Origin of the sequence: Roseovarius sp. (assembly GCF_040219995.1) — a bacterium.
Taxonomy (GTDB): domain Bacteria; phylum Pseudomonadota; class Alphaproteobacteria; order Rhodobacterales; family Rhodobacteraceae; genus Roseovarius.
In genome coordinates this window covers 905,637-932,099 of record NZ_JAVJUC010000014.1, presented here as the reverse complement: position 1 = coordinate 932,099, position 26,463 = coordinate 905,637, and the positions used below count along the sequence as shown (strand labels likewise).

Here is a 26,463-nt window from a genome sequence, read left to right as displayed (position 1 = left end):
CCGGATGCTGGATGGCACGCCGATCCATCATTACATGGGCTGCTCGACCTTCGCCAATCACACCGTGGTGCCGGAGATCGCGCTCGCCAAGGTGCGCAAGGACGCGCCGTTCGACAAGATCTGCTATATCGGCTGCGGGGTTACCACCGGCATCGGCGCGGTGATCAACACCGCCAAGGTGGAGCTGGGCTCGACCGCGATCGTGTTCGGGCTGGGCGGCATCGGGCTCAACGTCATTCAGGGGCTGCGACTGGCGGGGGCGGATCAGATCGTCGGCGTCGATCTCAACCCCGGCAAGGTCGAGATGGCGACGCATTTCGGGATGACCGATTTCGTCAATCCCAAGGAGGTCGAGGGCGATCTGGTGGCGCATCTGGTCGAGCTGACCGGGGGCGGTGCGGATTACACGTTTGACGCCACCGGCAACGTGGGCGTGATGCGGGCGGCACTCGAGTCGGCGCATAAGGGCTGGGGCGAGAGCATCATCATCGGGGTGGCGCCGGCGGGGGCCGAGATTTCCACCCGGCCGTTCCAATTGGTGACCGGGCGGTCGTGGCGCGGCACGGCGTTCGGCGGCGCGCGCGGGCGCACCGATGTGCCGCGGATCGTGGATTGGTACATGCAGGGCAAGATCGAGATCGACCCGATGATCACCCACAAACTGACGCTGGATCAGATCAACGAGGGGTTCGAGCTGATGCACAAGGGCGAGTCGATCCGCGCCGTGGTGGAGTTTTGACGTGACGCTCAAGGTCATCTCCGAAAACCGCAGTTTCGGCGGGGTTCAGGCGGTCTATACGCACCGCTCGGAGGTGTGCGATTGCGACATGACCTTTGGTGCCTACCTGCCGCCACAGGCCGAGGACGGCCCGGTGCCGGTGCTGTGGTATCTGTCGGGGCTGACCTGCACCCATGAGAACGCCATGACCAAGGGCGGGTTTCAGGAACATGCGGCACGGCACGGTGTGGCGGTGATCTTTCCCGACACAAGCCCGCGCGGTGACGGTGTGGCCGATGACGACGCCTATGACCTGGGGCAGGGGGCGGGATTCTATGTGAACGCCACCCGCGCGCCCTGGGCCGGGCATTTCCGGATGTATGACTATGTGCTGAGCGAATTGCGTGGCCTCGCGCTCGATGCGCTGCCGCTGGAGGATTGCCACGGCATCACCGGCCATTCGATGGGCGGGCATGGCGCGATCACGATGGCGCTGCGCAACCCCGATGCTTTCACCTCGCTGTCGGCCTTTGCGCCGATTGCGCATCCGGCGAATTCGGACTGGGGGCGCAAGCAGTTGGGCGCCTATCTGGGCGATGATGAAAGCGCCTGGGCGCTGCACGATTCGGTTCTGCTGATGCAGCAGAACGGCTGGAAGGGTGATCTTTTGGTCGATCAGGGGATGAGCGACAATTTCCTTGATCTGCTGATGCCCGAGGCGTTGGCGAGCGTGATGGCCAAGCGGCGGCAGGCGGGCGAGATCCGGCTGCAGGCGGGCTATGATCATTCCTATTTCTTCGTCAATTCCTTCGCCGGGGATCATGTCGCATGGCATGCCGAACGGCTGATGCGACCCAATGGCTGGAGGCACTGAGCCATGTTCAAGAGAGTTCTTGCCCTGTCCTGTCTGATTTGCGTCCCGGCGATGACCGTGGCGCAGGATGGCGACGCGGCCGCGGGAGAAAAGGTGTTCCGCAAATGCCAGGCCTGCCACATGGTCGGCGAGGACGCGCAGAACCGCGTCGGGCCGATGCTGAACGGGGTGGTTGGCCGGGCGGTCGGCGCGGCCGAGGGGTTCAAGTATTCCTCGGGCTTTGAGGAGCGCGCCGCCGCCGATGAGACATGGACACCCGAGGCGCTTGATGCGTTTCTGGAAAAGCCACGCGATTACGTGAAAGGCACCAAGATGGCCTTTGCAGGACTGCGCAAGGAGGAAGAGCGCGCCAACGTGATCGCCTATCTCGCGACCTTCGGGGAGTAGGTCGCGACAGCAGAATTTGCCCCTGCCGGTACGGAGGAGAGACCGAACGGCAGGGGCAAGACAGACGGCCTTCCTATGGTGGACCGGTCGTTCAAAACCAGCGGCACACCTGCCGCGCCTCAGGGAGGAGGACCAAGATGAGAAAGCTACCGCTTTTGACCTCTGGGATCGCCCTTTGCGTTGCCACCATGGCATCCGCGAATGATGATCTCATGACCCAGATGGATGATGCCAAGCAATGGGCGATCCAGACGGGTGACTACGCCAACCAGCGTTATTCCGAACTCGACCAGATCAACGCCGACAACGTGGGCGACCTTCAGGTCGCGTGGACGTTTTCGACCGGTGTTCTGCGCGGGCATGAGGGCTCGCCGCTGGTGATCGGCGACACGATGTATGTGCACACACCGTTCCCGAATATCGTCTATGCGCTTGATCTTGCCAACGAGGGCAAGATCAAGTGGAAATACGAGCCGCGCCAGGACCCCGAAGTGATCCCGGTGATGTGCTGTGACACGGTCAACCGGGGCGTCGCCTATGCGGATGGCAAGATCTTCCTGCATCAGGCCGATACCAAGGTTGTCGCGCTCAACGCCGATACCGGTGCGGTCGAGTGGGAGGCCGTGAATGGCGATCCCTCCAAGGGTGAGACCAACACCGCCACGGTGCTGCCGGTCAAGGACAAGGTCATCGTCGGCATCTCGGGCGGCGAGTTCGGCGTTCAGGGCCATGTGACGGCCTATGACATGAGCACCGGCGAGCAGGTCTGGCGCGCCTATTCGGTGGGCCCGGACGATCAGCTTCTGTTCGATCCCGAAAAGACCACCGCGCTTGGCAAGCCCGTGGGAGCCGACAGCTCGCTCAAGAGCTGGGAAGGCGATCAGTGGAAGATCGGTGGCGGCACCACATGGGGCTGGTACTCGGCCGACATGGAAGAGAACCTGTTCTACTACGGGTCCGGCAACCCCTCGACCTGGAACCCGGCGCAGCGCCCGGGCGACAACAAGTGGTCGATGACCATCTTCGCCCGTGACATCGATACCGGCGAGGCCAAGTGGGTCTATCAGATGACGCCCCATGACGAATGGGACTATGATGGCGTCAACGAGATGATCCTGACAGATCAGGAGATCGACGGCGAGGAGCGCAAGCTGCTGACCCATTTCGATCGGAACGGTCTGGGCTACACGCTGGACCGCGTGTCGGGTGAGTTGCTGGTGGCCGAGAAGTTCGACCCGGTGGTGAACTGGACCACGGGTGTGGATATGGACCCCGAGTCGGACACCTATGGTCGTCCGGCGGTGGTGGCGCAGTATTCCACCGAGCAGAACGGCGAGGACGTGAACTCGACCGGCATTTGTCCGGCCGCGCTTGGCACCAAGGACCAGCAGCCTGCGTCCTATTCGCCCAAGACGGAGATGTTCTACGTGCCGACAAACCATGTCTGCATGGACTATGAGCCGTTCCGCGTGGCCTATACCGCCGGTCAGCCCTATGTGGGCGCCACACTGGCGATGTATCCCGCGCCGGACAGCCATGGCGGCATGGGCAACTTCATCGCCTGGGACAATATCAACGGCGAGATCAAGTGGTCGATCCCCGAGAAGTTCTCGGTCTGGTCGGGCGCGCTGGCCACGGCGGGTGACATTGTCTTCTACGGCACGCTCGAAGGTCATCTCAAGGCGGTGCATGCCGAGACCGGGGAAGAGCTTTACCGCTTCAAGACCCCGTCGGGCATCATCGGCAACGTGATGACCTATGAGCGGGACGGCAAGCAGTATGTCGGCATCCTGTCGGGTGTCGGTGGCTGGGCCGGGATCGGCCTTGCGGCTGGCCTGACCAACCCCAATGACGGCCTTGGTGCCGTGGGCGGCTATGCTGCGCTGAGCGACTATACCGCTCTGGGTGGTCAGCTGACCGTCTTCGCCCTGCCGAACTGATCGGACGCGATCAACACTCGACAAACTTCCGGACTGGCGCGCCACGCGCGTGCCAGTCCGCCTTGCAAATCAGAGGACTTTCATGACACCCATCCGCAGCCTTATCGCCACCGCCCTTGCCGCCGGTCTGGCCAGTGCCGCCGCCGCGCAGGACGCGGGTGACAACATCGCCGTCGCCTATGAAGAGGACGGCCGCTATTTCACGGCAGATGACATTCCCACCTATAACGTGGCCGAGGATGGCACTGTGGACTGGCTGACGTTTTCCGGGTTCCGGCGCTATCATTCCGAATGCCATGTCTGCCACGGCCCTGATGGCGAGGGATCGACCTATGCCCCCGCGCTGAAGAAATCGGCCGTGGACATGGATTACTACGATTTCTACAGCGTCGTGGTGAACGGGCGCGAGAACGGCAACTCGGTGATGCCCCATTTCGGCGACAACCGGAATGTCATGTGCTATCTTGACGACATCTACGTCTATCTCAAGGCGCGCGGCATGGATGCCGTGCCACGCGGACGCCCTTCCAAGAAAGAGGCCAAGTCGGACGTGATCCAAGAGGACGAAAATGACTGCATGGGCTGATCTTGCCCGGGGTGCGCGGCATGCGCGCCTGAGCCTTGGTCTCGTCGCGGCATCGTTCGCGGCGGGATTTGCCGCAGACGCGCAGGCGCAGACATCGGACCTGGTGTCGGATAACGTGTTGCGGGTCTGTGCCGATCCGGCCAACCTGCCGGCATCGGCCGAGGATCAGAGCGGGTATGAGAACGCGCTGGCTGAACTGATCGCCGAAAAACTGGGCGTGGGGGTCGAATATACGTGGTATCCGATGGCCACCGGTTTCATTCGCAACACCCTCAAGGCCAAGCGCTGCGACGTGGTGATGGGCTATGCGCAGGGCCATGAGCTGGTCCAGAACACCAATCACTACTTTACGTCGGTCTATGCGCTGATCGTGCCCAAGGACGGCCCGCTCGCCGGGGTGAGCGCGCTGTCGGATGCGGGCCTGAATGGAAAGCGCATCGGCATTGTCGCGGGCACGCCGCCCTCGGCGCATCTGGCGCGTAACGGGTTGATTGCCAAGGCGCGGCCCTACAGGCTGTTCGTGGACCGACGGCATGAAAGCCCTGCCGATGAAATGCTCGCCGATCTGGAGGCGGGCGAGATCGACGCCGCGATCCTCTGGGGGCCGCTGGGCGGGCCGCTGGTCAAGCAGGATCATCCCGACCTCGCGGTCATACCGCTGGTCAACGAGACCGAGTCGCCGCGTCTGTTCTTTCGCATCACGATGGGCGTGCGGCTGGGCGAGAAGGTCTGGGAGCGCAAGCTCAACTCCTTGATCCGCCGTCATCAGGACGAGATCGACGCGCTGTTGCGCGAGGCGGGTGTGCCGCTGGTGAATGACATGGGTACGGCGGTCAAAGAGCCCGAGGGATGAAGCATGCGCTGATCCTCGTCGCGCTGCTGGGCCTGTCGGTGACGGCGGTGGCGCAGACGGTGCGCGAGCCTGTTGGCTACCGGATGGATCAGTATCGCGGGCCGGTGCCCGATAGCCTGACCGGGGGGCGGGTGCTCGATACGGAGGCCGCGCATGAATTATGGCAATCGGGCGAGGCGGCGTTCATCGACGTGCTGCCGCGCCCGCCCAAGCCCAAGAACCTGCCCGAGGGCACGATCTGGCGCGACAAGCCGCGCCATTCGATCCCCGGTGCGATCTGGCTGCCTAATGTCGGCTATGGCGCGATTGCCGGGGTGACGGCGGATTATTTCAAACGCGGGCTGGAGAAGGCCACGGGTGGCGATATGGATCATCCGGTGGTGATCTTTTGCCTGGCAGAATGCTGGATGTCCTGGAACGCGGCCAAGCGGGCGCTGGAATACGGGTACGCGCAGGTCTACTGGATGCCCGACGGCACCGATGGCTGGACGTTTTACGACTATCCAACCGAAGTGGTTACGGCAGAGCCGGAGCCGTGAGTTTCATCTTGCCTTAAATATCCCCGCCGGAGGCTTCCTGCATTTGCCCTCAATACCCCGGCAACGTTGCCTGCGCGTGGCTGACGGTGCCGTCGGTATCGGTCATGGTGACGTCCACCGCCTGTGTGCGGCCCGGCACCGAGAGGCTGACGCGGGGGTTTTCCGACAGCGAGATGGAGCCGGTCATCTCCACGTAGCCGCCGCCGTCGAGGGCGATATCGATCGTTTCCACATAGCGCAGCGGGATGAAGAGCAGGCTGATCTGGTCCATCTGCATGCCGGAATGGCTGGGATGGCTGATCTCGAGATTGACCTGCCGGTTGCGGGTGGCGAGGGCGGCGAGGCGGTCTTGCGCGCCGATGGGTTCCGTTATCGCGATGCGCATCTGGCCGAGCGTGGCCAGCGCCTCCTCCGGGTCGGTGCCCGGCGGCGCGGCGCAGGCGCCCTGGCCGGAGGTCTTGACGAAGGTTTCGGCGACGTAAAGCTGCCCGTCCGTCGTCTCGCCCACCACATGCAGCGGCGTCGGGCCGTTGATCCGCAGGGTGACGTCGAAGGCAAAGCGCGCTTGCGGGTCCTTGAAGTCGAAGACCGCCGAGACCGGCATCGGGTTGTCGTCAAGGATCACCTCGACCTTGCCCCAGAGCCGCCCGGGCGGGGCCGCGAGCGTTGCCTTGACATGGGTGCGGGCGTCCTCGGTGGTGCGGTAGGGAGTGTCGATGGCGATATGCTCGGTGCCGTCGAGCAGCGGACGGGTGCCGTAGAGATCCTGTGCGAGGTCGGGCCAGACCGGCTCGGACGCGGCGGCGGGCAGGGCAAGTGCTGCCATGAGTGCTGCGGACAGGAGCGTGTGTTTCATCAGTCTTCCTCCGTGATGAACAGGCCGAAGGCGCGCGGGCCGTCGCCGGTCTCGATCTCGTTCACCACCTGCAATGTGGTCGCGTCGATCACGCTGACCGTGTTCGAGAACCAGTTTGCCACGATTATGCGGGTGTTGTCATGCGTGGCGTCGATGCCCTCGGGATACTCGCCCACGTCGAGGGTGGCTGTCACCGTCAGATCGTCAAGGGATATGACGCTGACGGTGTCGGCATATTGGTTGCTGACAAAGGCGCGGCCCTGCGCGAAGGCCACGCCGTAGGGGCGCGCGCCGACGGGCACAGTGGCGAGAGTGTCGCCACTGGCGGGGTCGAGAACGGTGACGTCATCGCTGCCGACATTGCCGACGAAGAGCCGCCCGTCGGGGGCGAACCGCAGGCCGAAGGGGCGGGTGCCGACCTGTGGCTGCGCGATAATGGCAAGGGTTTGGGCGTCGAAGATCGTCACCCGGTCGGCGTCACGCTCGGCGGTGGCGAGGTGGCGGCCGTCCTCCGAGAGGGCGATGCCAGCCGGGGCGGCGGCGGTTGTGAGGTCGCGCTGATGGGTGAGGGTCTGATCGTCCAGCACCCAGAGCCGGGCGTTGTACCAGTCCGAGACGTAAAGCCGCCCGCGCACCGCGTCATGCGCCACGCCGATGGGGCCGCCATCGAGCACGGTTTCAGCCAGTGTCGCGCCCGTCTCTGTGTCGAGGCGGCGGACGGTCTTGCTGTCGGGGGAGACGGTGTAGAGCGCCGCGCCGGTTACTGCCACGCCCGCCGGTTTGCCGGGCAGGGGCCAGCGGGCGCGCTCGACCCCCCGGGCGAGGTCGATGATGCTGAGAACCTCGCCGTTCTGGCAGGTGACATAGGCGGTTTGTGCAAGGACTGGCCCGGTGAGGGCCAGCCCGAGGATCAGCAGCGTGGCGTCAAGAGCCCGGCGCACCGAACCGCTCGACCAGGGCATCGAGCCCTGCCTGATAGACGCCGGTCACAGCGGCGATGGCGGCGGCATCGTTGAGCTCTTCGGGCGGGTCGTTGTTGGGATAGCCGCGATAGAAGGCGCCGCGCCATTCCACCAGCGACCCGCCGCCGTCGCGCGGCTTGACAGTGAGATGTGAGGAGTAGTTGGTGACCGGCAGAACCTCGACCTTCACCTCGGTGATGCGGTAGGAATAGCTCATCTTGTCGGTGCTGTATTTATAGAGCACCTCGTCGATGGTGGGGCCGCCTTCGCCGCCCAGAACGAGCTGACGTGTGGCGTCGATGGCGTTGTCGCCCTCGCCGGTCGTCGAATGCACCGCCGGGTGCCAGGACATGTCCTGGAAATTGCCGATCGCGGCCCAGACGTCCGCCGGGTCGGCGGCGACCTCGGTTGTGACGGTGACCTTTTGCCGGGTCGGGCCATGTGCCAACGCCAGTGACGGGATCGTCACTGCCGCCGCGGCCATCAGGAATAGACGTCTCTTCATTTTTCCTCCTCACGAAAAATGCGGTTCTTCAGGATGTAGCGCATGCCGCGCTGCCAGCTTTCATCGGTGTTCGAGCGGATATCGACCACGCCGCCGCGCACCAAATCGCCGGTCGCGGCGTCGCGCAGCTGCAGGTTCATGGCGAGGATCAGGTTGGAGACCTTCTGCACCTCGCCCACGAGCGAGAAATCGGCGCCGAGGTCGGTCGCCATGCGGGTGTCGCAGCCATAGCATTTGGCGGGGTTCACGATGCGGTCGAGATCGGCCTGCACGGGGGTGATGTCGAGCAATTCGTAGCCTTCGGCAAGGAATCGGTCGCGCACGATCTCTTCCAGCATGGCGATGCGGGCGATCTGCGCCGGGTCCTCGCCCTGCATCTGGCTTTGCAGGGACTCGTCGAGCAGGGTGAGGCCGAAAAACGCCACTTTCTCGCCTGCGGTCGCAGCCGAGGCGAATCCAAGAAACAGCAGTGTTATCAACCTCATGGCACGCTCTTATAAAATAAGAATAGAGCCATAGTCTGGGCCTGCTAAGGTGATTCCAGCAACACGGCCAAAGGTAGCGGTTTCGTCCCGGGCGGTCTTCACGGCAGCTTGGGGCTAAGGGAACCGGCATCGCAAAAAGGCCGGGCAAGGGAGGATACCGTGCTGAAATATGCTCAGGCGCTGCTGGCGTCGCTTACCTTCTGTTTCTGGGCCGGGTCCGCGCTGGCGGTCGATGTCCGTGCGGCGGTGCTGCGGGTGGATTATCCCACGCTGTTGCCGGTATCGCGCCATGACCTGCGGGCCGAGGATATCGGCTTTGCCGGGGCGGCGCTGGCGGATGAGGACAATGGCACCACGGGCAGTTTCATGGGCCATACCTATGAGACGGTGACGCGGGCTGTGCCGCCTGAGGGGGCCGACGCGGCGCTGGAGGAATTGCTGGGCGACGGTATTCGCCTGATCGTGGTGCAGGCGGGAGCCGAGGACTTGTTGCGCCTGTCGGACCGCGCGGCGGAGGACGGCGCGCTGGTGCTGAATGCGGCCGCGCCTGACACGGAATTGCGCGACGATCAGTGCCGCGCCAACCTGCTGCATATCGCGCCGTCCGATCAGATGATGGCCGATGCGGTGGCGCAATTCGCGGTCTGGAAGAAATGGGGCGACTGGCTGCTGGTCGAGGGGTCGAACCCCGCCGACATGGCGCTTGGGGCGGCGTTCCGCCGGGCGGCGGCCAAGTTCGGGGCCGAGATCGTCGAGGAACGCACGTTCGAGGATACCGGCGGCAGTCGCCGGACGGATTCGGGCCATGTGCTGGTGCAGCGGCAATTGCCGACCTTCATGCAGGGGGCCGAGGATCATGACATCGTGGTCACGGCGGATGCGACCGACTATTTCGCCAATTACCTGCCCTATCACCTGTGGACGCCGCGCCCGGTGATGGGGTCGGGCGGGTTGAAACCCGTCACCATGCACGGCGCGCATGAGGCCTGGGGCGCGACGCAGTTCCAGACCCGGTTCGAGGAGTTGACCCGGCGCAAGGTCACCTCGGAGGATTACAATGTCTGGCTGGCGCTGCGGGTTGTGGGCGAGGCGGTGACGCGCACGAGTTCCGCCGAGCCGGAGGTGATCCGCGACTACGCGCTGTCGGACGCCTTTGAACTGGCGGCGTTCAAGGGGCAGAAGGTGACGTTTCGCCAATGGAACGGGCAGATGCGGCAACCCATCCTGCTTTACGATGGGCGCATCACCGTGAGCGTCAGCCCGCAGGAGGGCTTTCTGCATCAACGCTCGCCGCTCGACACGATGGGGCTGGATCAGCCCGAATCTCAATGCACAGCCTTTAACTGAACGGAGACAGGTATGAAAACGCTGCTACTCTCAACGGCGCTTGTTGCGCTCAGCCTCTCGCCCGCGCTGGCCGGCAAGGCGTTCATATCGAACGAGCGGGGCAACACGATCACGGTCGTGGATACCGACACATGGGAGGTGCTGACCGAGTTTGATGGCGGCAACCGCCCGCGCGGCATCATCGTCAGCCCGGATGGCAAGAAGCTCTATGTCTGCGCGTCGGATGACAATCTGGTGCGGGTGTTCGACACCGAGACCTACGAGGAATTGCCGAGCCTGCCGTCGGGGCCCGACCCGGAGCTGTTTACCATCGAGAAAAGCGGCAAGAGGCTCTATATCGCGAACGAGGATGACAACCTTGTCACCGTGACCGATACCGACACGCGCGAGGTGCTGGCCGAGGTGCCGGTGGGCGTGGAGCCCGAGGGGATGGGGATCAGCCCGGATGGCAAATTCGTGGTCAACACGTCCGAGACCACCAACATGGCGCATTTCATCTCCACCGAGGATTACGAGATCAAGTATAACGTGCTGGTCGATCAGCGCCCGCGCTACGCGCAATACACGGCGGATGGCACCCGGCTTTACGTGTCGTCGGAGATCGGCGGCACCGTCACGGTGATGGATATCGCCGAGGATGGCGCGCCGACGGTGGTGGGCAAGCTCACCTTTGAGGTGCCAAATGTGCAGCCCGAATGGCTGCAACCGGTGGGCGTGAAGGTGACAGAAGATGGCAGCCGCGTCTTTGTCGCGCTCGGGCCTGCGAACCGGGTGGCGGTCGTGGATGGCGAGAGCCTGGAGGTGCTGGATTACATCCTCGTGGGGCAGCGCGTCTGGCAGCTCGATTTCACGCCGGACCAGAAATACCTGCTGAGCACCAACGGCAATTCCAACGACATCACCGTGATCGACGTGGCCGCCGAAAAGGCGATCCGGTCGGTGGAGGTGGGACAGGCGCCCTGGGGCGTGGCGATCATCGACTGACGAAAATTGAGTGATAAAAAGGGAGACTGACAATGAAACGACTTGTGACCGCCTTTTGCTTCGGTATCGTGGGTGCCCCTGTGGCTGCCGCGCCGTTGTGTGATGATTTCGGCTTTGCCGGGCTCTTGGCCAAGTGCAACCGGGGCGAGGTGATCGAGCTGACGCTCGGCTCGGGTGTGCCGCTGGGTGAGGATCGCACGCTGGAATCCGGGGCCTATTACGAGATGGAGATCACCTCGGACGGCTCTGCCGAGCTGGCGCTGTCGGGGCCGGATTTCTTTCGCGCGATCTGGATGGACGAGATCGTGATCAACGATATCGAGATCCGCCCGATGGCGGTGGACAGTTTCGAATTCGACGACGGCGGCACGCTGGAATTTTCCTTTATCGCGATCAAGCCGGGGCGGCATGTGCTGCGCATCCCGGGCTCGACCGGCGAAAGCCAGATGGTGACGTTTACCATTCAGTAACGGAGGCGGGGCCTTTTGCGACCATCATTTGCCAGGCTATGGCGGGCGGGGCGCGGGATCATCCCGCGCCTTCTCCTCGTGCTGGGGCTGGGTTGCGCGGGGCCGGTGCTGGCCGATGATCTGCCGGTGATCCGGGCCGCCGTGCTGAAGGTCGGCACGGTGAACTGGGAATTGCAGACCATCCTGCGCGAGGGGTTGGACCGTGCGCATGGCTTCCGGCTGGAGGTGCAGCCCTATGCCGATACCGCCGCCACGCATCTGGCGGTGCAGGGCGGGGCCGCCGATCTGGCGGTGGCTGACATGATCTGGCTGGCGCGGCAGCGGGCGGCGGGGCGCGATTACGTCTTTATCCCCTATTCGCGCGCGGTGGGCGGCGTGGTGGTGCCCGACGGCAGTACCGCGCAGAGCCTTGCCGATCTGCGCGGCGGCAAGATCGGGATCGCGGGCGGGCCGCTCGATAAATCATGGCTGATCCTGCGTGCCTATGCGCGGGCGCAGCATGGCATTGATCTGGAGGGCGAGACCGAACAGGTTTATGGCGCGCCGCCGCTGATCTACAAATCCGCGCTGCGGGCGGAGTATGCGGGGGCGATCAATTACTGGCATTTTCTGGCGCGGATGAAGGCCGAGGGGATGCGGGAACTGATCTCGGTGGGCACGGCGGCAGAGGCGCTGGGCCTTGATCCGGCGACGCCGCTTTTGGGCTATTACATGCGCGAGGGGATGCTGGCCGAGCATCCGGGGCTGGCGCAGGCGTTTTATGACGCGAGCCGCGCGGCCAAGGATGTTCTGGGCCGGTCGGAGGCGGCGTGGGGGGCGTTGCGCCCGCTGATCGCCCCGCAATCGGAGGCGCAATTCGCGCAGTTGCAGGCCGATTGGCTGGCCGGGGTGCCGCCGCGCGGGCCGGTTGATCCTGCGGGTGCGCGGGCGATGTTCGCGCTGATGCACGAGCTGGGCGGGCGAGATCTGGTGGGCGATGCGGCGCGGCTGCCGCCTGGCCTGTTTGCAGAGATCGAATGAGCGAGACCGCGCAGAGCCGCGCGGTGCCCGCCCTGTCGCTGGCGGGGCTGCTGGGGGTCTGGGCGGTGGCCGCGCTGCTGACGCGCGATCCGCAGCTTTTGCCCGCGCCGTGGCAGTTGGCGGCACCGTTCTGGGCTGAGTTGCGGTCGGGCGATCTGCTATATCATCTGGGAATGACGCTGTGGCGAGTGGCCTGTGCCTTTGTGCTGGCGATGTCGATTGGTGTGGCGTTGGGGCTGGCGATGGGGCGGTCGGAGAGGCTCGATCGCTGGCTCGATCCGTGGCTGGTGGTGTTCCTGAACCTGCCCGCGTTGGTGCTTATCGTGCTGTGCTACCTGTGGATCGGGCTGACTGAGGTGGCGGCGATCCTCGCCGTGAGCCTGAACAAGATCCCCAACGTGGCCATCGTTCTGCGCGAGGGGGCGCGGGCGCTGAGCCCCGATCTCGATGCGATGGCGCGGGTCTATGCGATGCCGCGGGGCGCGCGATTGCGCCATGTGGTGCTGCCGCAACTGGCGCCGTTCATCGCGGGGGCGGCGCGGTCGGGCGTGGCGCTTATCTGGAAGATCGTGCTGGTGGTGGAATTCCTTGGCCGGTCCTCGGGCGTGGGCTTTCAGATTCACATGCATTTTCAGCTCTTCGATGTGGGCATGGTGCTGGTCTATGCGCTGTCCTTCATCGCGGTGATGCTGGTGGTGGAGTGGCGCATCCTGCAACCCTGGGAGCGGCGCGTGCGGCGCTGGCGGGCGGCATGATCGAGGTTTTGGTCGAGGACAAGCGGTTCGGAGGGGTGCAGGTGCTGGGGCAGGTGGCCTTTACGGTTGCGCCCGGTGAGGTGCTGGCGATCCTCGGGCCGTCGGGGGTGGGGAAATCGACCTTGCTGCGGATCGTGGCAGGGGTGGACGAGGATTACACCGGCCATGTGCGCGGCCCTGCGCGGCGGGCGATGGTGTTTCAGGACCCGACGCTGCTGCCGTGGCGGTCGGCGCTGGATAATCTGCGGATCGTGCATCCGGCATTGGGCGCGGACGAGGCGCAGGCGATGCTGGACAAGGTCGGGTTGGGCGACCGGGGTGCTGCGTTTCCGGGGCAATTGTCGCTGGGGCAACAGCGCCGGTTGAGCCTTGCGCGGGCCTTTGCCGGGCGGCCTGAATTGCTGATCATGGATGAGCCGTTTGTGTCGCTGGATGCGGCCACCGGAGAGGAGATGCTGGCGCTGGCCGAGCGGCTGATCGCCGAGACGCGGCCCGCCACGCTGCTTGTCACCCATGCCCGCGCCGAGGCCGAGCGGCTGGCAAGCCGGATCATGCATCTGGCGGGGCAACCGGCGGTGTTGCGTGACGGGGCCGGGCCATGAGGCGCGGGCGGGCTTGTTGCCACGCGCCGGACGGGGCAGGGTGCGACGGGGTAGGAGAGGAATGCGATGGCAGAGCTTGAGGTGCGCGATCTGAGTTTTCGCTATGGCGCGAAACAGGCGCTGGACAAGGTGTCCTTTGCCTTGCCCAAGGCGACGTTCTGCGCGCTGCTTGGTCCCAACGGGGCCGGCAAGTCGACGCTGGTCTCGCTGCTGACGCGATTGCTGGTGTCGCCCGAGGGGCAGGTGGTGGTGGCGGGCCACGACATGGCGCGCGCGCCGCGCCGGGCGCTGGCGCATCTGGGGGTGGTGTTTCAGCAGCCGACGCTCGATCTGAACCTGACGGTGCGGCAGAATATGCGTTATTTCGCGGCGCTGCACGGGCTGCCGCGCAAGGGGCTGGACGGGCGGATTGACGCCGCGCTCGACCGGCTGGGCATGGCCGAGCGGGCAGGGGAGAAGGCGGCGGATCTCAATGGTGGGCACCGGCGGCGGATGGAACTGGCGCGGGCGCTGTTGCACCGGCCGCGCGTTCTGTTGCTGGATGAGCCGACCGTGGGCCTCGATGCCGCCGCGCGGGCCGCGATCGTGGGGCATGTGCATGATCTGGCGCGTGACGGGCTGTGCGTGCTGTGGACGACGCATCTGACGGACGAGGTCCGCGACGGCGATCACCTGCTGGTGCTGCATCGGGGCCGTATTCTGGCGGATGGTGTGAGCCGGGATATTCGCGGAGAGATGCCGCTGTCGGACTGGTTCCTGAGCCGGACGGAGGTGGTGGCATGAGCGGGCTATGGGGCGTCGCGCGGGCGATCATGGGCCGCGAATTCCTGCGCTTCGTGCATCAGCGCGAGCGGTTTCTGGCGGCGTTGGTTCGGCCATTGGTGTGGCTTCTGGTCTTTGCGGCGGGGTTTCGGGCCGCGCTTGGACTGTCGATCATCCCGCCCTATCAGACCTATATCACCTACGAGACCTATATCGTGCCGGGGCTCTGCGCGATGGTGCTGCTGTTCAACGGCATGCAAAGCTCATTGAGCCTGGTCTATGACCGCGAGATGGGGTCGATGCGGCTGTTGCTCACCAGCCCCTATCCGCGTGGCTGGCTGCTGTTTTGCCGGCTGTTCGGGGCGACGCTGATCTCGGTTTTGCAGGTCTATGCGTTTCTCGGGATTGCGGCGCTGTTCGAGATCACCATGCCTGTCTGGGGCTATGTGGCGGTGTTGCCGGGGCTGATCCTGGGCGGGCTGATGCTGGGTGCGCTTGGGCTGGTGTTGTCGAGTTTCATCAAGCAGCTGGAGAATTTCGCGGGGGTGATGAATTTCGTCATCTTCCCAATGTTTTTCCTGTCTTCGGCGCTTTATCCGCTGTGGAAGATGCGCGAAAGTTCGGAGCTGTTGCACGATATCTGCGCGTTCAACCCGTTCACCCATGTGGTCGAGTTGATCCGCTTCCTGCTTTACTTGCAGATGAACTGGCAGGCGCTGGCCTGGGTCGTGGGATCGACCGTGTTGCTGGGGGCGGTCGCTCTCTGGGCCTATGATCCGTCGCGTGCGCTGATGAAGCGCAAGGGGTGAGCGGTTCAGGACAGGCGGCTGCAGCGCCAGCGGCGGATGCGCAGGTCGGGGTGGCTTTCCATCCAGCGGGCGAGTTCGGGTTGGGCCGCGCGCAGGCAGGCGGCGGGGGACATGTCGCCGAGGATGAGGCGGTGGTCCTGGCATTGCGCCGGGGCGGCGGCCATGCAGGTGACAAAGAGCAACTGGATCATGCGGCGTCCTTTCTCGCTTGCGTCCATCCTCCCTCGGCTCAGTGTAGCGGAGCGTGCCGTGATTGCACGCCCCGAGACGCGGATCGGCGCAAATCTGTTGCTTTTGCGCGCCGCAAGCCGGATTTTCCGGCATGATGAGGAGGTGCGGGTGCGTCTGAAACAGACCGAATCGCTCAAGGCGAAACTGGGGATCGGCGCGGCGCTGCTGGGCGGGGTCACGCTGGTGCTGGCGGCGATCCTCTATCTGGGGATGACGCGGGTTGCCGACCGGCTGGAGGCGGCGCTGGCGACCGAGACGCGGATTGCGCGCTATTCGACCCTGTCGCGTGAGGCGTCGACATTCATCGTCATTGCGACCGAGACGGTGCAGACCGAACGGCCGCCCGAGGTGCGCGCCGACCGGCTGGAGCCGGTGTCGGCGGCGATTGCCCGGACATTTACCCTGCTGCGATCCGATCTGGAAAAGGCGGTGGAGGAAGCGCGCGCACTGGGGTTAGACGCGCAATCGCGGCAGGCGACGCAATCGCTGGGGCTGGCGCGGATGGAGGCGCTGCTGGAAAACACGCTGCGGGCGCTGCGCGGGCCCGAGCGCGACCGTGACCGGCTGCGCGCCTATATCGACAGTTTCGCGAGCGGCTTTGATCCGCTGCTCAATCAGGCGGTCAATACCGAGATCATCCTGCGCAACGAGGTGCTGGCCGGAATCGAGCGCCTGCGTGCGCGGCTGAGCCGGATCGCGATTGCCACCGGCATCGTGAGCCTTTTGCTGGTGGCCGGGTTCTATCTGTTGCTGATCCGCCCGCAATTTCGGCGTCTCGACCGGCTGCGCCGGGCGGCGCGCGAGATCGGGCAGGAGAATTTCGCGGTCGCGCTGCCGGGGGGCGGGCGCGACGAGATTGGGCTGCTTTACGCTGAGACGGACCGCATGGCGCGGGCATTGGCCGAGCGGCGGGACGCGGTGCAGGCGGAGTGGGACCGGCTGAACGAGACCATCGCGCAGCGCACCGAGGCGTTGCGCGCGGCCAATACCCGGCTGGAGGAGATCGACGAGAACCGCCGCCGGTTCTTTGCCGATATCAGCCATGAGTTGCGCACGCCGCTGACGGTGATCCTGATGGAGGCGCAGATCGGGCGGCAGGGTGGGGAGGGCGCGGCGCAGGCCTTTGCCACCATCGAGGCGCGCGCGGCGCGGCTCAACCGGCGGATCGACGACCTGTTGCGGGTGGCGCGGTCGGAGACCGGGCAACTGGCGCTTGATCCCGTCGTGGTGCCGCTGGAGCGGATCGCGGCGGAGGCGGTCGAGGAGGTGCAGGCGGAAATCGACACGGCGGGGCTGAGCCTTGAGGTTGCGGAGATACCGGCGGTGAGTGTCACCTGCGATCCCAACTGGGCGCGGCAAGTGATCGTCGGGCTGGTGCGCAACGCGATCGCCCACGCCCGCGAGGGCGGTGCGCTGCGGCTTGCGGCGGAGGTGGACGCGCAGGGTGCGGGCCTTTCGCTGACGGATAATGGCCCCGGTATTGCGCCCGATGCGCAGGCGCGCGTGTTCGAGCGGTTCGAGCAGGCGGGGCGTGGGCGCGGGCAGGGATTTGGCATTGGCCTCGCGCTGGCGAAATGGGTGGTCGAGGCGCAGGGCGGACAGATCGCGTTGCTCAGCCCGGTGCCGCGCGAGGCCGCGATTGGTGATGCACCCGGTACCAAGATATCGGTTCGCCTGCCGCGCGGAACGGGTTAGGCTCTGGCCCCATGAGCAAACAGTTGTTGATCGTCGAGGATGACCCGGAAATCACCTCGGCCCTGATGCGGGGGCTGGCGCTGCACGGCTATGAGGCCGAGGCCGAGAACCGCGCGGGCCGGGCCTTGGCGCGGCTGGAGCGGGGGCGGTTTTCCTGTGCCATCGTCGATGTGATGCTGGGCACCGATAGCGGGCTTGCGCTGGTGCGCGAGGCGCGTGAGAGGGGCCTGACCCTGCCGATTCTGATGCTCTCGGCGCTGTCGGACGTAGAGGACCGCGCGGCGGGGCTGGAGGCGGGGGCGGATGACTATGTGGTCAAGCCGTTTTCGTTTGACGAGTTGGTGGCGCGGTTGCGGGTTCAGGAATCGCGCGCCGATCATCGCCATCCCGTGGCGGCCACGCTCTGCCCGCGCGAGCGGGTGCTGTGCCGGGGCGGGGATGCGGTGACGCTGACGGAACGGGAATATGCGCTTTTGGCGCTGCTCATCGACCATGGCGGCACGCCACAGCCGCGCCACGCGATCTTTGACGCGCTCTGGGCGGCCGAGGGGTCGGCCAGTGAAAACGTGGTGGATGTCTATATCGGCTATCTGCGGCGCAAGCTGGCTGAGGGCGATTTCGGGTTCGAGATCAAGACCATACGCAGCAAAGGCTTTTGTCTGGATGGGGTCGCGCCGCGCCTGATTACCCCTTGATGCAGACCAAAGTCTGCATATCTCTTATAAAATAAGAGTCGCCCGACTACGAGTGATCTGGCAGTCTTGAGCTGTCAAAACGACACATAAATGAGGAGGACCCTTGTCATGGCATGGACCAAACCCACGCTCCGCGAAATCGAGTGCGGCATGGAAATCAACATGTACGGCCCGGAATTCGAAGACGACCGCGAAGTACTGTTCTGATCCTGGGCGCGCGGAATGACGATGACTTTCCGCGCGCGCATACTCGGGGCGGCTGCCGGTGGCGGCCTGCCGCAATGGAATTGCGGCTGTCCCAACTGTAACCTCGCGCGAGCGGGGGACATCCCCGCTCAGACGCAGTCGTCACTGGCCGTGACGTCAGATGGTGCGACTTGGGCAATTCTCAACGCCTCTCCTGATATCCGGGAGCAGCTTGCGCGTGCCCCGTCTCTCCATCCAAGTGGGCTGCGCGAGCTGTCCCTTGCGTCCGTGCTTTTGACCAATGGTGACATTGATCACGTGGCAGGCCTGCTGACGCTGCGCGAGATGCAGGCGTTCACGCTTTTTGCGACGCCGGGCATTCACGAGGTGCTGGACGCCAACCCGATTTTCGACGCGCTGAACCGTTCGGTCGTGGACCGGGCGGCGATTGCGCTGGATACGCCTTTTGATCTGGTTCCGGGGCTGGAGGCAACGCTGTTTGCCGTGCCGGGCAAGGTGCCGCTCTATATGGAGGCGGGCGAGGTGCAGACCGATCTGGTGGGCGAGCAGACCGTTGGGGTCGAGTTATGCGCGGGCGAGACGCGGGTTTACTACATTCCCGGCTGCGCAATGTTGAGCGACACGCTGGCCGAGCGGCTGGAAGGCGCGGATGCGGTGTTTTTCGACGGCACGCTCTGGCGCGACGACGAGATGCAGCGCGCGGGGCTGGGCGAGAAGACCGGCAAGCGCATGGGCCATATGTCGATGAGCGGAGCGGACGGCTCGATCGCCGCCTTCACCGGGCTTACCATCGGGCAGAAGGTCTTTGTGCACATGAACAACACCAACCCCGTTCTGCGCCCCGGATCGAGTGAGCGCGCCGAGGCCGAGGCGGCGGAATGGATCATCGGGCAGGATGGAATGGAGATCACGGCATGACCCCGTCGAAACAGGAGTTCGAGGCACGGCTGCGGCAGATCGGGGCGGAGCGGTATCACGACCGGCACCCGTTTCACGGGATGTTGCACGGGGGTGACTGCACGCCCGATCAGGTGCGCGCCTGGGTGATCAACCGGTATTATTATCAGCATTCGATCCCGATGAAGGACGCGGCCTTCATGAGCCGGGTCGAAGACCCCGACCTGCGGCGCATCTGGCGTTCGCGGATCGAGGATCATGACGGCACCGAAACCAACGAAGGCGGTATCCGCCGCTGGTTGCGGCTGGCCGAGGCGGTCGGGCTCGACCCCGATTACGTGGCCGCGTGCAAGGGGGTGTTGCCCGCCACGCGCTTTGCCGTCGATGCCTATGTGCGGTTTGTGCGCGACAAGACCCTGCTGGAGGCGGTCGCCGCCTCGCTGACCGAGCTTTTTGCGCCCAAGATCCATGCGCAGCGCATCGAGGGGCTGTTGCAGAATTACGAGTTCGCCGATGACAGTTCGCTGTCCTATTTCCGCAATCGGTTGAAGGAGGCACCCAAGGATGTGGCGTTCGGGTTGCAATGGGTGCTGGATCATGCCGATACCGCCGAGAAACAGGATGCCGCCGCCGCCGCGCTGATCTTCAAGACCGATGTGCTGTGGTCGCAGTTGGATGCGCTTTACGGGGCCTATGTGGACCCCGCCCGCATTCCGCCCGGCGCGTGGCAGCCGGGTGAGGGGCTGCTGATGCAGAGGGCATCATGATGAAACCTGCCGATATCCCCGCCCTGCCGCGTGGCGTGCGGCTGCATTTCGACCGGGTACGTGAGACTTGGGTGCTGCTGGCCCCCGAGCGGGCGCTGACGCTGGATGCGGTCGGGCATGCGATCCTGTCAGAGGTTGACGGGCAGCGCAGTTTCGGAGAGATCACGCAGATGCTGGCCGAGAAATACGAGGCCCCGCCCGAGCAGATCGCCCAAGACAGCGCCGGGTTTCTCTCGGCCTTGCGCGACCGTCGGTTTCTGGACGTGACTGCATGACCCAAATCAATCCGCCCATCGCCATGCTGGCCGAGCTGACGCATCGCTGTCCGCTGTCGTGCCCCTATTGCTCGAACCCGCTGGAGCTGACCCGGCAGGAGCGCGAATTGGACACCGCGACATGGGTGGATGTGTTCCGGCAGGCGGCGGATCTGGGGGTGCTGCAACTGCACCTGTCGGGGGGCGAGCCCGCGTCGCGCCGCGATCTCACCGAACTGATCGCGGGGGCGCGCGAGGCGGGGCTTTATACCAATCTCATCACCTCGGGGATCGGCCTGACCGAGCGGCGGCTGCGCGAGCTGGACGAGGCGGGGCTGGATCATGTGCAGCTCTCGTTGCAGGGCACCGACCCGGCCATGGCCGACGAGATCGGCGGCTATCGCGGTGGCTTTGCCCGCAAGATGCAGGTCGCCGAATGGATCGGCGCGATCGGCTTTCCGCTGACGCTGAACGCGGTGCTGCATCGGCGCAACCTGCATCAATTGCCGCGCGCCATCGAGATGGCCGAGGAGATGGGCGCGCGCCGGATCGAGGTGGCGACGGTGCAATTCCACGGCTGGGCGCTGGAAAACCGCGACGCGCTGATGCCGACGCGCGAGCAGGCGCGCGAGGCGACACGGCTGGTGGCCGAGGCGCGGGCGCGTCTCAAGGGGCGGCTGGTGATCGACTATGTGCCCGCCGATTATCACGAGGATCTGCCCAAGCGCTGCATGGGCGGCTGGGGCAGCAGCGGCCTGAACGTCATTCCCGACGGGCAGGTGTTGCCCTGCCACGCGGCCCAGAGCATCCCGCATCTGAGCTTTGACAACTTGAGCGAGCGGCCCCTGCGGGAAATCTGGTACGAGGGCGCGGCCTTCAATGCCTATCGCGGCACCGACTGGATGCAGGAGCCGTGCAAGAGCTGCGAGCGCAAGGAGATCGACTTTGGCGGTTGCCGCTGTCAGGCGATGGCGATCCTGGGCGATCCGAATGCGACTGACCCGGTCTGCGTGAAATCGCCCCATCACGGCGTCTTACAGGCCAGTGCCGATGCCCATGCCACGCGTGATGACGCGGCGCTGGTCTATCGGACCATGCCGCAGAAAACGAACGCCTGAGCCGCGGCTATTCGGCCGTCGGCTCCAGCACCGTCACCCCCACGGATGCGGCGCGCGCCAGATCGGGATCGAGAGACATCGGGACATATTCTCCGCGCCTCCAGAGTTGCGCCAGATCGTCGTAATGGCGGCTGAGGAAATGGCCGGACTGCCCGGTGGCGATGATGAACACGCTGCTGTCGGGATCGGCGAAATCATAGACCCCGCGAAAGCCTGCGCCATGCACGTTGTGGAACGGATCGGGCCCGTCACCGCCGCGCGTGCGCCCGCGCAGGAGCGTGTTGTCGCCGCCCGAGGTCGATTGCCGGATATTCACGAAATAGCGCAAGAGCGGCACCTCGCCCAGCACCTGATGGTCATGTGTCGCCTGATGTGCGTCGCCCCATCGCAGGCTTTCGAGCGAGGTGCCGTAGCGTTCCTCGATCCAGATCAGCGCATCGTCGAGCGCCATGCGCGAGATGTCGGCGCAGGTCTCTTGTGCCGCTGACTGCTTGACGTTGCACCATTCGGCGGCCCCGTCCACGTCGCGGAAGACGCGCTCGATAAAGACCGGGTCAGGATGGTCGAAGTCACGCGACAGCGGCCCGAGGTCGTCGCGGATGAGCCGGTCCATCAGCGCCCGCATCCAGGCGGCGTAGATCAGCGGCTCGGGCAGGTGCTCGTTCATCTCGCCGTTCCAGTCGGCAAGCATGGTGAGCGCGCGCTGGCGCAGGCGTTCGGGCGTGCCTTCGGGGGCGGCCTCGCCGGTGAACCACAGATCGGCCCCGATCAGTGGCAGGATCGAGCGGGCGGTGAAGCTCACGGTATCGAGCTGTGCCTCGATGAAGCTGTCGCGGGTATGGACCTCGCGGCTCTGCATCAGGCGGCGCCAGCGGTGCACCCGCTGCGTGTCGCCCCACAGATGGCTGACATGCATCGGGAACGGGCGATCCACCACCTTGTTGTTGGTATTGCCGAGGATGCCGCCCTTGGGGGCGATGAATTCAGGATTGGCGGCGAAGGGCAGCATGCCCTGCCAGCGGTTCTCCGGCAGCCAGCCGCGCGAGGGCATGCGCCCCTCGCTCTCGTGCCGGGCGCTGCGGCGGGGCATGGCACCGATCAGGCGCATGGCGATGGTGTCCTGACCGACCAGCGTGAGGTTCTGCGAGGGCGCGATAAAGCCTCGGCTGATGTCGATCGCGTCTTGCACGGTCTGCGCGCGCATCAGGCCCATCGCCGAGGTCATCGTCGTGTCCTCGCCGCTGAGTGCGGTCCAGGCGACCGAGGCCACGTGACCGGGCGGTGTCACCTCTGAAAGGTTGTAGTGACTGCCGGGCAGGACCGGGCCATTGTCGGTCCAGCGCAGGGTGAGGGTGACCGGATCGGCATCCTTGATCTCGATGATCGAGCGGGTGGTACGAAAGCTCTTCCAGCCGTCGGGCGTGCGGTACTGGTCGGTGTTGTCGGGGTTCAGTTCCTCGATGAACACGTCCTGATCGTCGAGATAGGACGAGGTTACCCCCCATCCCAGCCGCGCGCTGCGCCCGGTCAGGATGACCGGGATGCCGGGGATGGTGCCGCCGATCACGCCGCCCGATTGCAGCTCCATCCGGGCCAGATACCAGATATTCGGCGCCGAAAAGCCAAGATGCGGATCATTGGCCATCAGCGTGCCGCCCGCCGCCGAGCGCGAGGGCGCGGCCGCAAAGGCGTTCGAGGCCCCGGCAAAGGCGCGCCGCTTGAAGGGTGAGAGCGGATCGCCGGTCAGGTCCGTCTCTGCCGCTGCATGGCGAAACGCGGCATCCGGGAAGAGGCTGGCATATTCCGGCAGCGTGGCGATGCCGCTGCCCGGGGCGAGCGGCATGATGTCGTCGAGCCGCGCGGGATCGTCGAGCGCGAGCGAGGCGCGTGCGAAGGTTACTTCGTTATCGAGATGCCCCGAGAGTTGCACGGCCATCAGCTTGATCATGGCGATCGAATCGGCGGGCTGCCAGGGTGCGATCGGGGCGTTGAAGATGAACTGCTCGGGCGCGCCGCGGCCCAGTGCGTCCTGATTGATCTCGGTGATCCGGGCGTTGACGCCATCGGAATAAGCCTTGAGCGCGGCCAGCGTTTCCGCGTCCTGCGCCGCCACCGATTGCCGCGCGAGGTTGTAGAGATCGAAGCGCCGCAGCGTGCTGTCGATCTTGACGGTGCGGGTGCCGAATACCTCCGAGAGGCGCCCCTGCACGGTGCGCCGCATGGTCATCATCTGCCACAGCCGGTCCTGCGCATGGGCATATCCGAGGCCAAAGAAGACATCCCTGTCGCTGGTGCCGAAAATATGCGGCACATTGGCGTTGTCGCGCACGATCTCGAGCGGCGCGTCCAGCCCGCGCACGGCGAGCCGCTTGTCATAGTCCGGGAGCGAGCGTGACAGCAGCATATAGGTGGCAAGAAGCGCCAGAAGCGACAGCACCACCACCGCGCCGGCCACGCGCAAGAGCCATTTGATCATCACCGCCACAGGGGTCGCCTTATCCGGGTTTCTGCTTGCATCTCCTGCTGGGATAGTCAGAAATCCCCCGTGAGACAATGGCAACACGCGATCAGGAGGAGAGAAGAATGGCAAAGCTGGCATTTCTGGGATTGGGCGTCATGGGCTATCCGATGGCGGGGCATCTGCAGGCGGCGGGCCATGATGTCTGTGTCTATAATCGCACCGCGTCAAAGGCCGAAAAATGGGCGTCGCAGCATGGCGGGCGGCACGCGCCGACCCCGCGCGAGGCCGCCGAAGGGGCCGAGTTCGTGATGGCCTGCGTCGGCAATGACGACGACCTGCGCAGCGTCTGCCTGGGTGGCGACGGGGCCTTTGCCGGGATGGATGAGGGCGCGATCTTTGTCGATCACACCACGGTATCGTCCAAGGTCACGGCAGAGCTTTATGCCGGTGCCCGCGCCGGTGGACAGCAATTCGTCGACGCGCCGGTGTCGGGCGGACAGGCGGGGGCCGAGAACGGCCAGCTGTCGATCATGTGCGGCGGAGATCAGGCGGCTTATGATGCCGCCGAGCCGATCATGACCACCTATGCCAAGCTCTGCCGCCGCATCGGCGAGAGCGGGGCCGGGCAGATGACCAAGATGTGCAACCAGATTGCCATCGCGGGGCTGGTGCAGGGCCTTTCCGAGGCGCTGCATTTCGCCGAGAAGGCGGGGCTAGACGGGCGCGCGGTGGTCGAGGTGATCAGCCAGGGGGCCGCCGGCTCGTGGCAGATGAACAATCGCTACGAGACCATGCTGGATGACAAGTGGGAGCATGGCTTTGCCGTCGACTGGATGCGCAAGGATCTGGGCATTTGCCTGTCGACCGCCGACGAGACCGGCGCGAGCCTGCCGGTCACGGCCCTGGTCGATCAGTTCTACAAGGACGTCCAGAAAATGGGCGGCGGACGCTGGGACACCTCCAGCCTCTTCGCGCGGCTGCGCAAGCTGGGCTGAAACGCCTGCGTCAGGCGATCTTGCGGTCGCCTGACAGCCATTTGCGGGTGTCGATCACGTCAAAGACCAGCGAGACCGCATCGACCGCCAGCAGGATCAGCAGATAAACCCGGTAGGCAGGCGCGATGTCCTGCGCCAGCAGCCATAGCACCAGCCCCAGCATCGGCGTCCAGATCAGCACATGCGGCAGCGCCATCAGCTTGGAAAAGCCGCGCTCGACCAGCATGATCAGGCCGTTGAGCAGCATCGCCCCCACCGCCAGCGCCGCGATCCAGAGGCCAAAAGGCTCGGACAGAAAGGCCAATGACGCGGCATTTACCGGCACGAGGATGAATGACACCCAGGCCTGAACCCAAAGCGGCAGGCGGCGATAACTTTGCAAGACCTCGGAAATCATGGCGCCCCCTTGCTGTTTCTTTATGGCGAAAATACTCAAAAAGCCCGGCTGACGCCAGCGATCACGCCGTGCGCGGGCGCATCACCAGCCAGATCAGCGCCGCCCCCGCCAGCATCAGGAAGGGGGCCATGGCGAGGTTGACCGCGGTCCAGCCCGCCTGCGCGGAGCTGCCCGAGCAGTTCATCAGCCCGCCCGAGGCGAGCGAGGCAAAGGTCACCCCGCCAAAGACCAGCAGGTCGTTGAGCCCCTGCATGCGCCCGCGCTCATGCGGGGCATGGGCCCCCGCCAGCATCGTGGTCGCGCCGATGAAGCCGAAATTCCAGCCCAGACCGAGCAGGATCAGCGCCACGAAGAAATGCTCCAGCTCCACCCCCGAGAGCGCCACCGCGCCCGCACCGGCAAGGATGATCAGCCCGGTGGCGACGATCTTTTCCACCCCGAAGCGCACGATCAGGTGGCCGGTGAAGAACGACGGGATATACATCGCCAGAACATGCGCGGTGACGATATCGGCCGCGTTGCCCTCGTCAAAGCCGCAGCCCACCACGGCAAGCGGCGTCGAGGTCATCACCAGGTTCATCAGCGCGTAGGAGACCATCGCGCAGATCACCGCCACCGCGATGCGCGGGGTCTTCAGCAATTCCATGCGCGAGCGCCCGCGCGGTGCGTCCTCCGACGGGATCGGCGGCTTGGGGATGTCGAGCAGCAGGAACAGGAACGCCCCCACAAGATTGAGTGCGATCACCGCCAGATAGGTGCCGAAGAACGGGATCACCATCGCCTGCGACGTGAGTTTGACCAGCTGTGGCCCGATGATGGCGCTCAGAAGGCCCCCGGCCATGACATAGGAAATCGCCTTGGGGCGGAAGGTCTCGCTGGCGGTATCGGCGGCGGCGAAGCGGTAAAAGCCCTGCGCCGACATGTAGGTGCCGGTGATGAAGCTGCCCGCCAGAAAGATCGGGAAGGACGCCACGTAGAGGCCATAGGCCCCGACAAGCCCGCCGATTGCCCCCGCAAGCGCCCCGATCATGAAGCCCGCGCGACGGCCATAGCGCTGCATCATATGCGACACCGGCGTGGCCGAGAGCATCGAGCCCAGCACGATCAGCGAAATCGGCAGCGTGGCGAAACAGACATTCGAGGCCAGCGATTGCCCGGCGAGGCCGCCAACCACGAAGATCATCGGCATCTGCGCGCCAAGGATCGCCTGTGCCGCCACCAGAACGGCCACGTTGCGCTTGGCGCGACTGTCGTCGATATGCAGGGTGGCGTCGGTCATGGACAGCTTGCTA

31 protein-coding genes are annotated in these 26,463 nt (G+C 65.1%); 23 read left to right on the top strand and 8 right to left on the bottom strand.

Annotated elements, in window-relative coordinates; translation table 11 throughout:
• From RID11_RS08765 to RID11_RS08735, 7 genes are all read left to right on the top strand, one after another.
• A partial coding sequence (locus tag RID11_RS08765) for a zinc-binding dehydrogenase (protein ID WP_350137710.1) occupies positions 1-739 on the top strand: 739 nt, incomplete at its 5' end.
• A 1-nt stretch (position 740) separates the two neighbouring features.
• Positions 741-1,592 carry an S-formylglutathione hydrolase gene (gene fghA, locus RID11_RS08760; RefSeq protein ID WP_350137708.1) on the top strand — a complete coding sequence of 284 codons (852 nt, stop codon included), beginning with the start codon at positions 741-743 and terminating at the stop codon, positions 1,590-1,592.
• A 3-nt stretch (positions 1,593-1,595) separates the two neighbouring features.
• Positions 1,596-1,979, top strand: coding sequence for a c-type cytochrome (locus RID11_RS08755; RefSeq protein WP_350137704.1), 384 nt, complete (start codon positions 1,596-1,598; stop codon positions 1,977-1,979).
• Positions 1,980-2,116: 137 nt separating this feature from the next.
• Positions 2,117-3,919 (top strand): lanthanide-dependent methanol dehydrogenase XoxF5, encoded by a 1,803-nt coding sequence (gene xoxF5 / locus RID11_RS08750; protein WP_350137702.1) that lies wholly within the window; start codon positions 2,117-2,119, stop codon positions 3,917-3,919.
• A gap of 82 nt (positions 3,920-4,001) precedes the next feature.
• Positions 4,002-4,505 (top strand): c-type cytochrome, methanol metabolism-related, encoded by a 504-nt coding sequence (locus RID11_RS08745; RefSeq protein ID WP_350137700.1) that lies wholly within the window; start codon positions 4,002-4,004, stop codon positions 4,503-4,505.
• The gene (locus RID11_RS08740) at positions 4,489-5,358 is read left to right on the top strand and encodes a substrate-binding domain-containing protein (RefSeq protein WP_350137697.1); all 870 of its coding nucleotides are present in this window, start codon (positions 4,489-4,491) and stop codon (positions 5,356-5,358) included. Before RID11_RS08745 ends, RID11_RS08740 begins: the two co-directional genes overlap by 17 nt.
• Positions 5,355-5,897 carry a PQQ-dependent catabolism-associated CXXCW motif protein gene (locus tag RID11_RS08735; RefSeq protein WP_350137695.1) on the top strand — a complete coding sequence of 181 codons (543 nt, stop codon included), beginning with the start codon at positions 5,355-5,357 and terminating at the stop codon, positions 5,895-5,897. Before RID11_RS08740 ends, RID11_RS08735 begins: the two co-directional genes overlap by 4 nt.
• A 49-nt stretch (positions 5,898-5,946) precedes the next feature.
• On the opposite strand, the gene RID11_RS08730 is transcribed toward RID11_RS08735, so the two are convergent.
• Genes RID11_RS08730 through RID11_RS08715 form a run of 4 tightly spaced genes read right to left on the bottom strand, consistent with a single transcriptional unit; the run spans position 5,947 to position 8,705 of the window.
• Entirely contained in the window at positions 5,947-6,753 is an 807-nt protein-coding gene (locus RID11_RS08730) for a quinoprotein dehydrogenase-associated SoxYZ-like carrier (protein WP_350137692.1), read from the bottom strand.
• The gene (locus tag RID11_RS08725) at positions 6,753-7,715 is read right to left on the bottom strand and encodes a YncE family protein (RefSeq protein WP_350137689.1); all 963 of its coding nucleotides are present in this window, start codon (positions 7,713-7,715) and stop codon (positions 6,753-6,755) included. Before RID11_RS08725 ends, RID11_RS08730 begins: the two co-directional genes overlap by 1 nt.
• Positions 7,678-8,220, bottom strand: coding sequence for an SRPBCC family protein (locus RID11_RS08720; protein WP_350137687.1), 543 nt, complete (start codon positions 8,218-8,220; stop codon positions 7,678-7,680). The genes RID11_RS08725 and RID11_RS08720 overlap by 38 nt, the downstream gene beginning before the upstream one ends.
• Positions 8,217-8,705: a DUF3280 domain-containing protein gene (locus RID11_RS08715; RefSeq protein WP_350137684.1), complete on the bottom strand. Its 489-nt coding sequence runs from the start codon at positions 8,703-8,705 to the stop codon at positions 8,217-8,219. Before RID11_RS08715 ends, RID11_RS08720 begins: the two co-directional genes overlap by 4 nt.
• A gap of 159 nt (positions 8,706-8,864) precedes the next feature.
• Between RID11_RS08715 and RID11_RS08710 the strand changes: the two genes are divergently transcribed.
• The 8 genes from RID11_RS08710 to RID11_RS08675 all read left to right on the top strand — a co-directional run bounded on the left by RID11_RS08710 (position 8,865) and on the right by RID11_RS08675 (position 15,454).
• Positions 8,865-10,052, top strand: coding sequence for a lanthanide ABC transporter ABC transporter substrate-binding protein PedA1 (locus RID11_RS08710; RefSeq protein ID WP_350137682.1), 1,188 nt, complete (start codon positions 8,865-8,867; stop codon positions 10,050-10,052).
• A 12-nt stretch (positions 10,053-10,064) separates the two neighbouring features.
• Positions 10,065-11,036 carry a YVTN family beta-propeller repeat protein gene (locus RID11_RS08705; RefSeq protein ID WP_350137680.1) on the top strand — a complete coding sequence of 324 codons (972 nt, stop codon included), beginning with the start codon at positions 10,065-10,067 and terminating at the stop codon, positions 11,034-11,036.
• A gap of 32 nt (positions 11,037-11,068) precedes the next feature.
• Entirely contained in the window at positions 11,069-11,506 is a 438-nt protein-coding gene (locus RID11_RS08700) for a cupredoxin domain-containing protein (RefSeq protein WP_350137676.1), read from the top strand.
• A gap of 15 nt (positions 11,507-11,521) precedes the next feature.
• A complete protein-coding gene (locus tag RID11_RS08695) occupies positions 11,522-12,526 on the top strand; it encodes an ABC transporter substrate-binding protein (RefSeq protein ID WP_350137673.1) in 1,005 nt (334 codons plus the stop codon).
• Complete coding sequence (locus RID11_RS08690; RefSeq protein ID WP_350137670.1) at positions 12,523-13,281, top strand: ABC transporter permease; 759 nt, start codon at positions 12,523-12,525, stop codon at positions 13,279-13,281. The genes RID11_RS08695 and RID11_RS08690 overlap by 4 nt, the downstream gene beginning before the upstream one ends.
• Complete coding sequence (locus RID11_RS08685; protein ID WP_350137667.1) at positions 13,278-13,883, top strand: ABC transporter ATP-binding protein; 606 nt, start codon at positions 13,278-13,280, stop codon at positions 13,881-13,883. Before RID11_RS08690 ends, RID11_RS08685 begins: the two co-directional genes overlap by 4 nt.
• 66 nt (positions 13,884-13,949) lie before the next feature.
• On the top strand, positions 13,950-14,666 hold the full coding sequence (locus RID11_RS08680) for a lanthanide ABC transporter ATP-binding protein PedB/LutE (RefSeq protein ID WP_350137665.1): 717 nt from the start codon (positions 13,950-13,952) through the stop codon (positions 14,664-14,666).
• Positions 14,663-15,454, top strand: coding sequence for a lanthanide ABC transporter permease protein PedC (locus RID11_RS08675; RefSeq protein WP_350137663.1), 792 nt, complete (start codon positions 14,663-14,665; stop codon positions 15,452-15,454). The genes RID11_RS08680 and RID11_RS08675 overlap by 4 nt, the downstream gene beginning before the upstream one ends.
• Positions 15,455-15,459: 5 nt before the next feature.
• Here RID11_RS08675 and RID11_RS08670 read toward each other — a convergent pair whose 3' ends face one another.
• The gene (locus RID11_RS08670; protein WP_350137661.1) at positions 15,460-15,645 is read right to left on the bottom strand and encodes a hypothetical protein; all 186 of its coding nucleotides are present in this window, start codon (positions 15,643-15,645) and stop codon (positions 15,460-15,462) included.
• Positions 15,646-15,703: 58 nt separating this feature from the next.
• Between RID11_RS08670 and RID11_RS08665 the strand changes: the two genes are divergently transcribed.
• From RID11_RS08665 to pqqE, 7 genes are all read left to right on the top strand, one after another.
• A complete protein-coding gene (locus RID11_RS08665) occupies positions 15,704-17,380 on the top strand; it encodes a sensor histidine kinase (RefSeq protein WP_350137659.1) in 1,677 nt (558 codons plus the stop codon).
• Between the two features lie 11 nt (positions 17,381-17,391).
• Entirely contained in the window at positions 17,392-18,075 is a 684-nt protein-coding gene (locus RID11_RS08660) for a response regulator transcription factor (protein WP_350137657.1), read from the top strand.
• A gap of 108 nt (positions 18,076-18,183) precedes the next feature.
• Entirely contained in the window at positions 18,184-18,282 is a 99-nt protein-coding gene (pqqA, locus tag RID11_RS08655) for a pyrroloquinoline quinone precursor peptide PqqA (RefSeq protein ID WP_050662718.1), read from the top strand.
• 21 nt (positions 18,283-18,303) lie between these two features.
• Positions 18,304-19,200, top strand: coding sequence for a pyrroloquinoline quinone biosynthesis protein PqqB (gene pqqB, locus RID11_RS08650; RefSeq protein WP_350137785.1), 897 nt, complete (start codon positions 18,304-18,306; stop codon positions 19,198-19,200).
• Positions 19,197-19,946 (top strand): pyrroloquinoline-quinone synthase PqqC, encoded by a 750-nt coding sequence (gene pqqC, locus RID11_RS08645; protein ID WP_350137654.1) that lies wholly within the window; start codon positions 19,197-19,199, stop codon positions 19,944-19,946. Before pqqB ends, pqqC begins: the two co-directional genes overlap by 4 nt.
• On the top strand, positions 19,943-20,221 hold the full coding sequence (pqqD, locus tag RID11_RS08640) for a pyrroloquinoline quinone biosynthesis peptide chaperone PqqD (protein ID WP_350137652.1): 279 nt from the start codon (positions 19,943-19,945) through the stop codon (positions 20,219-20,221). The genes pqqC and pqqD overlap by 4 nt, the downstream gene beginning before the upstream one ends.
• The gene (gene pqqE, locus RID11_RS08635) at positions 20,218-21,318 is read left to right on the top strand and encodes a pyrroloquinoline quinone biosynthesis protein PqqE (RefSeq protein ID WP_350137651.1); all 1,101 of its coding nucleotides are present in this window, start codon (positions 20,218-20,220) and stop codon (positions 21,316-21,318) included. Before pqqD ends, pqqE begins: the two co-directional genes overlap by 4 nt.
• A gap of 7 nt (positions 21,319-21,325) precedes the next feature.
• On the opposite strand, the gene RID11_RS08630 is transcribed toward pqqE, so the two are convergent.
• A complete protein-coding gene (locus tag RID11_RS08630; RefSeq protein WP_502949347.1) occupies positions 21,326-23,794 on the bottom strand; it encodes a penicillin acylase family protein in 2,469 nt (822 codons plus the stop codon).
• A 107-nt stretch (positions 23,795-23,901) separates the two neighbouring features.
• On the opposite strand from RID11_RS08630, the gene RID11_RS08625 reads away from it, so the two are divergent.
• Positions 23,902-24,774 carry an NAD(P)-dependent oxidoreductase gene (locus tag RID11_RS08625; protein ID WP_350137646.1) on the top strand — a complete coding sequence of 291 codons (873 nt, stop codon included), beginning with the start codon at positions 23,902-23,904 and terminating at the stop codon, positions 24,772-24,774.
• 10 nt (positions 24,775-24,784) lie between these two features.
• On the opposite strand, the gene RID11_RS08620 is transcribed toward RID11_RS08625, so the two are convergent.
• Entirely contained in the window at positions 24,785-25,171 is a 387-nt protein-coding gene (locus RID11_RS08620; protein ID WP_350137645.1) for a hypothetical protein, read from the bottom strand.
• Between the two features lie 61 nt (positions 25,172-25,232).
• Positions 25,233-26,450 (bottom strand): MFS transporter, encoded by a 1,218-nt coding sequence (locus RID11_RS08615; RefSeq protein WP_350137642.1) that lies wholly within the window; start codon positions 26,448-26,450, stop codon positions 25,233-25,235.
• Between the last annotated feature and the right edge of the window lie 13 nt (positions 26,451-26,463).

Bases quoted from the DNA above. Each gene is read 5' to 3' on its own strand.
- RID11_RS08670 (WP_350137661.1), bottom strand. From the start codon at position 15,645: ATGATCCAGTTGCTCTTTGTCACCTGCATGGCCGCCGCCCCGGCGCAA.
- RID11_RS08660 (WP_350137657.1), top strand. From the start codon at position 17,392: ATGAGCAAACAGTTGTTGATCGTCGAGGATGACCCGGAAATCACCTCG.
- RID11_RS08680 (WP_350137665.1), top strand. From the start codon at position 13,950: ATGGCAGAGCTTGAGGTGCGCGATCTGAGTTTTCGCTATGGCGCGAAA.
- RID11_RS08675 (WP_350137663.1), top strand. From the start codon at position 14,663: ATGAGCGGGCTATGGGGCGTCGCGCGGGCGATCATGGGCCGCGAATTC.
- RID11_RS08740 (WP_350137697.1), top strand. From the start codon at position 4,489: ATGACTGCATGGGCTGATCTTGCCCGGGGTGCGCGGCATGCGCGCCTG.
- RID11_RS08755 (WP_350137704.1), top strand. From the start codon at position 1,596: ATGTTCAAGAGAGTTCTTGCCCTGTCCTGTCTGATTTGCGTCCCGGCG.
- RID11_RS08730 (WP_350137692.1), bottom strand. From the start codon at position 6,753: ATGAAACACACGCTCCTGTCCGCAGCACTCATGGCAGCACTTGCCCTG.
- RID11_RS08690 (WP_350137670.1), top strand. From the start codon at position 12,523: ATGAGCGAGACCGCGCAGAGCCGCGCGGTGCCCGCCCTGTCGCTGGCG.
- pqqD (WP_350137652.1), top strand. From the start codon at position 19,943: ATGATGAAACCTGCCGATATCCCCGCCCTGCCGCGTGGCGTGCGGCTG.
- RID11_RS08685 (WP_350137667.1), top strand. From the start codon at position 13,278: ATGATCGAGGTTTTGGTCGAGGACAAGCGGTTCGGAGGGGTGCAGGTG.
- xoxF5 (WP_350137702.1), top strand. From the start codon at position 2,117: ATGAGAAAGCTACCGCTTTTGACCTCTGGGATCGCCCTTTGCGTTGCC.
- pqqE (WP_350137651.1), top strand. From the start codon at position 20,218: ATGACCCAAATCAATCCGCCCATCGCCATGCTGGCCGAGCTGACGCAT.
- RID11_RS08630 (WP_502949347.1), bottom strand. From the start codon at position 23,794: ATGATCAAATGGCTCTTGCGCGTGGCCGGCGCGGTGGTGGTGCTGTCG.
- pqqB (WP_350137785.1), top strand. From the start codon at position 18,304: ATGACTTTCCGCGCGCGCATACTCGGGGCGGCTGCCGGTGGCGGCCTG.
- RID11_RS08620 (WP_350137645.1), bottom strand. From the start codon at position 25,171: ATGATTTCCGAGGTCTTGCAAAGTTATCGCCGCCTGCCGCTTTGGGTT.
- RID11_RS08720 (WP_350137687.1), bottom strand. From the start codon at position 8,220: ATGAAGAGACGTCTATTCCTGATGGCCGCGGCGGCAGTGACGATCCCG.
- pqqA (WP_050662718.1), top strand. From the start codon at position 18,184: ATGGCATGGACCAAACCCACGCTCCGCGAAATCGAGTGCGGCATGGAA.
- RID11_RS08725 (WP_350137689.1), bottom strand. From the start codon at position 7,715: ATGCCCTGGTCGAGCGGTTCGGTGCGCCGGGCTCTTGACGCCACGCTG.
- RID11_RS08625 (WP_350137646.1), top strand. From the start codon at position 23,902: ATGGCAAAGCTGGCATTTCTGGGATTGGGCGTCATGGGCTATCCGATG.
- pqqC (WP_350137654.1), top strand. From the start codon at position 19,197: ATGACCCCGTCGAAACAGGAGTTCGAGGCACGGCTGCGGCAGATCGGG.
- RID11_RS08705 (WP_350137680.1), top strand. From the start codon at position 10,065: ATGAAAACGCTGCTACTCTCAACGGCGCTTGTTGCGCTCAGCCTCTCG.
- RID11_RS08745 (WP_350137700.1), top strand. From the start codon at position 4,002: ATGACACCCATCCGCAGCCTTATCGCCACCGCCCTTGCCGCCGGTCTG.
- RID11_RS08735 (WP_350137695.1), top strand. From the start codon at position 5,355: ATGAAGCATGCGCTGATCCTCGTCGCGCTGCTGGGCCTGTCGGTGACG.
- RID11_RS08715 (WP_350137684.1), bottom strand. From the start codon at position 8,705: ATGAGGTTGATAACACTGCTGTTTCTTGGATTCGCCTCGGCTGCGACC.
- RID11_RS08700 (WP_350137676.1), top strand. From the start codon at position 11,069: ATGAAACGACTTGTGACCGCCTTTTGCTTCGGTATCGTGGGTGCCCCT.
- RID11_RS08615 (WP_350137642.1), bottom strand. From the start codon at position 26,450: ATGACCGACGCCACCCTGCATATCGACGACAGTCGCGCCAAGCGCAAC.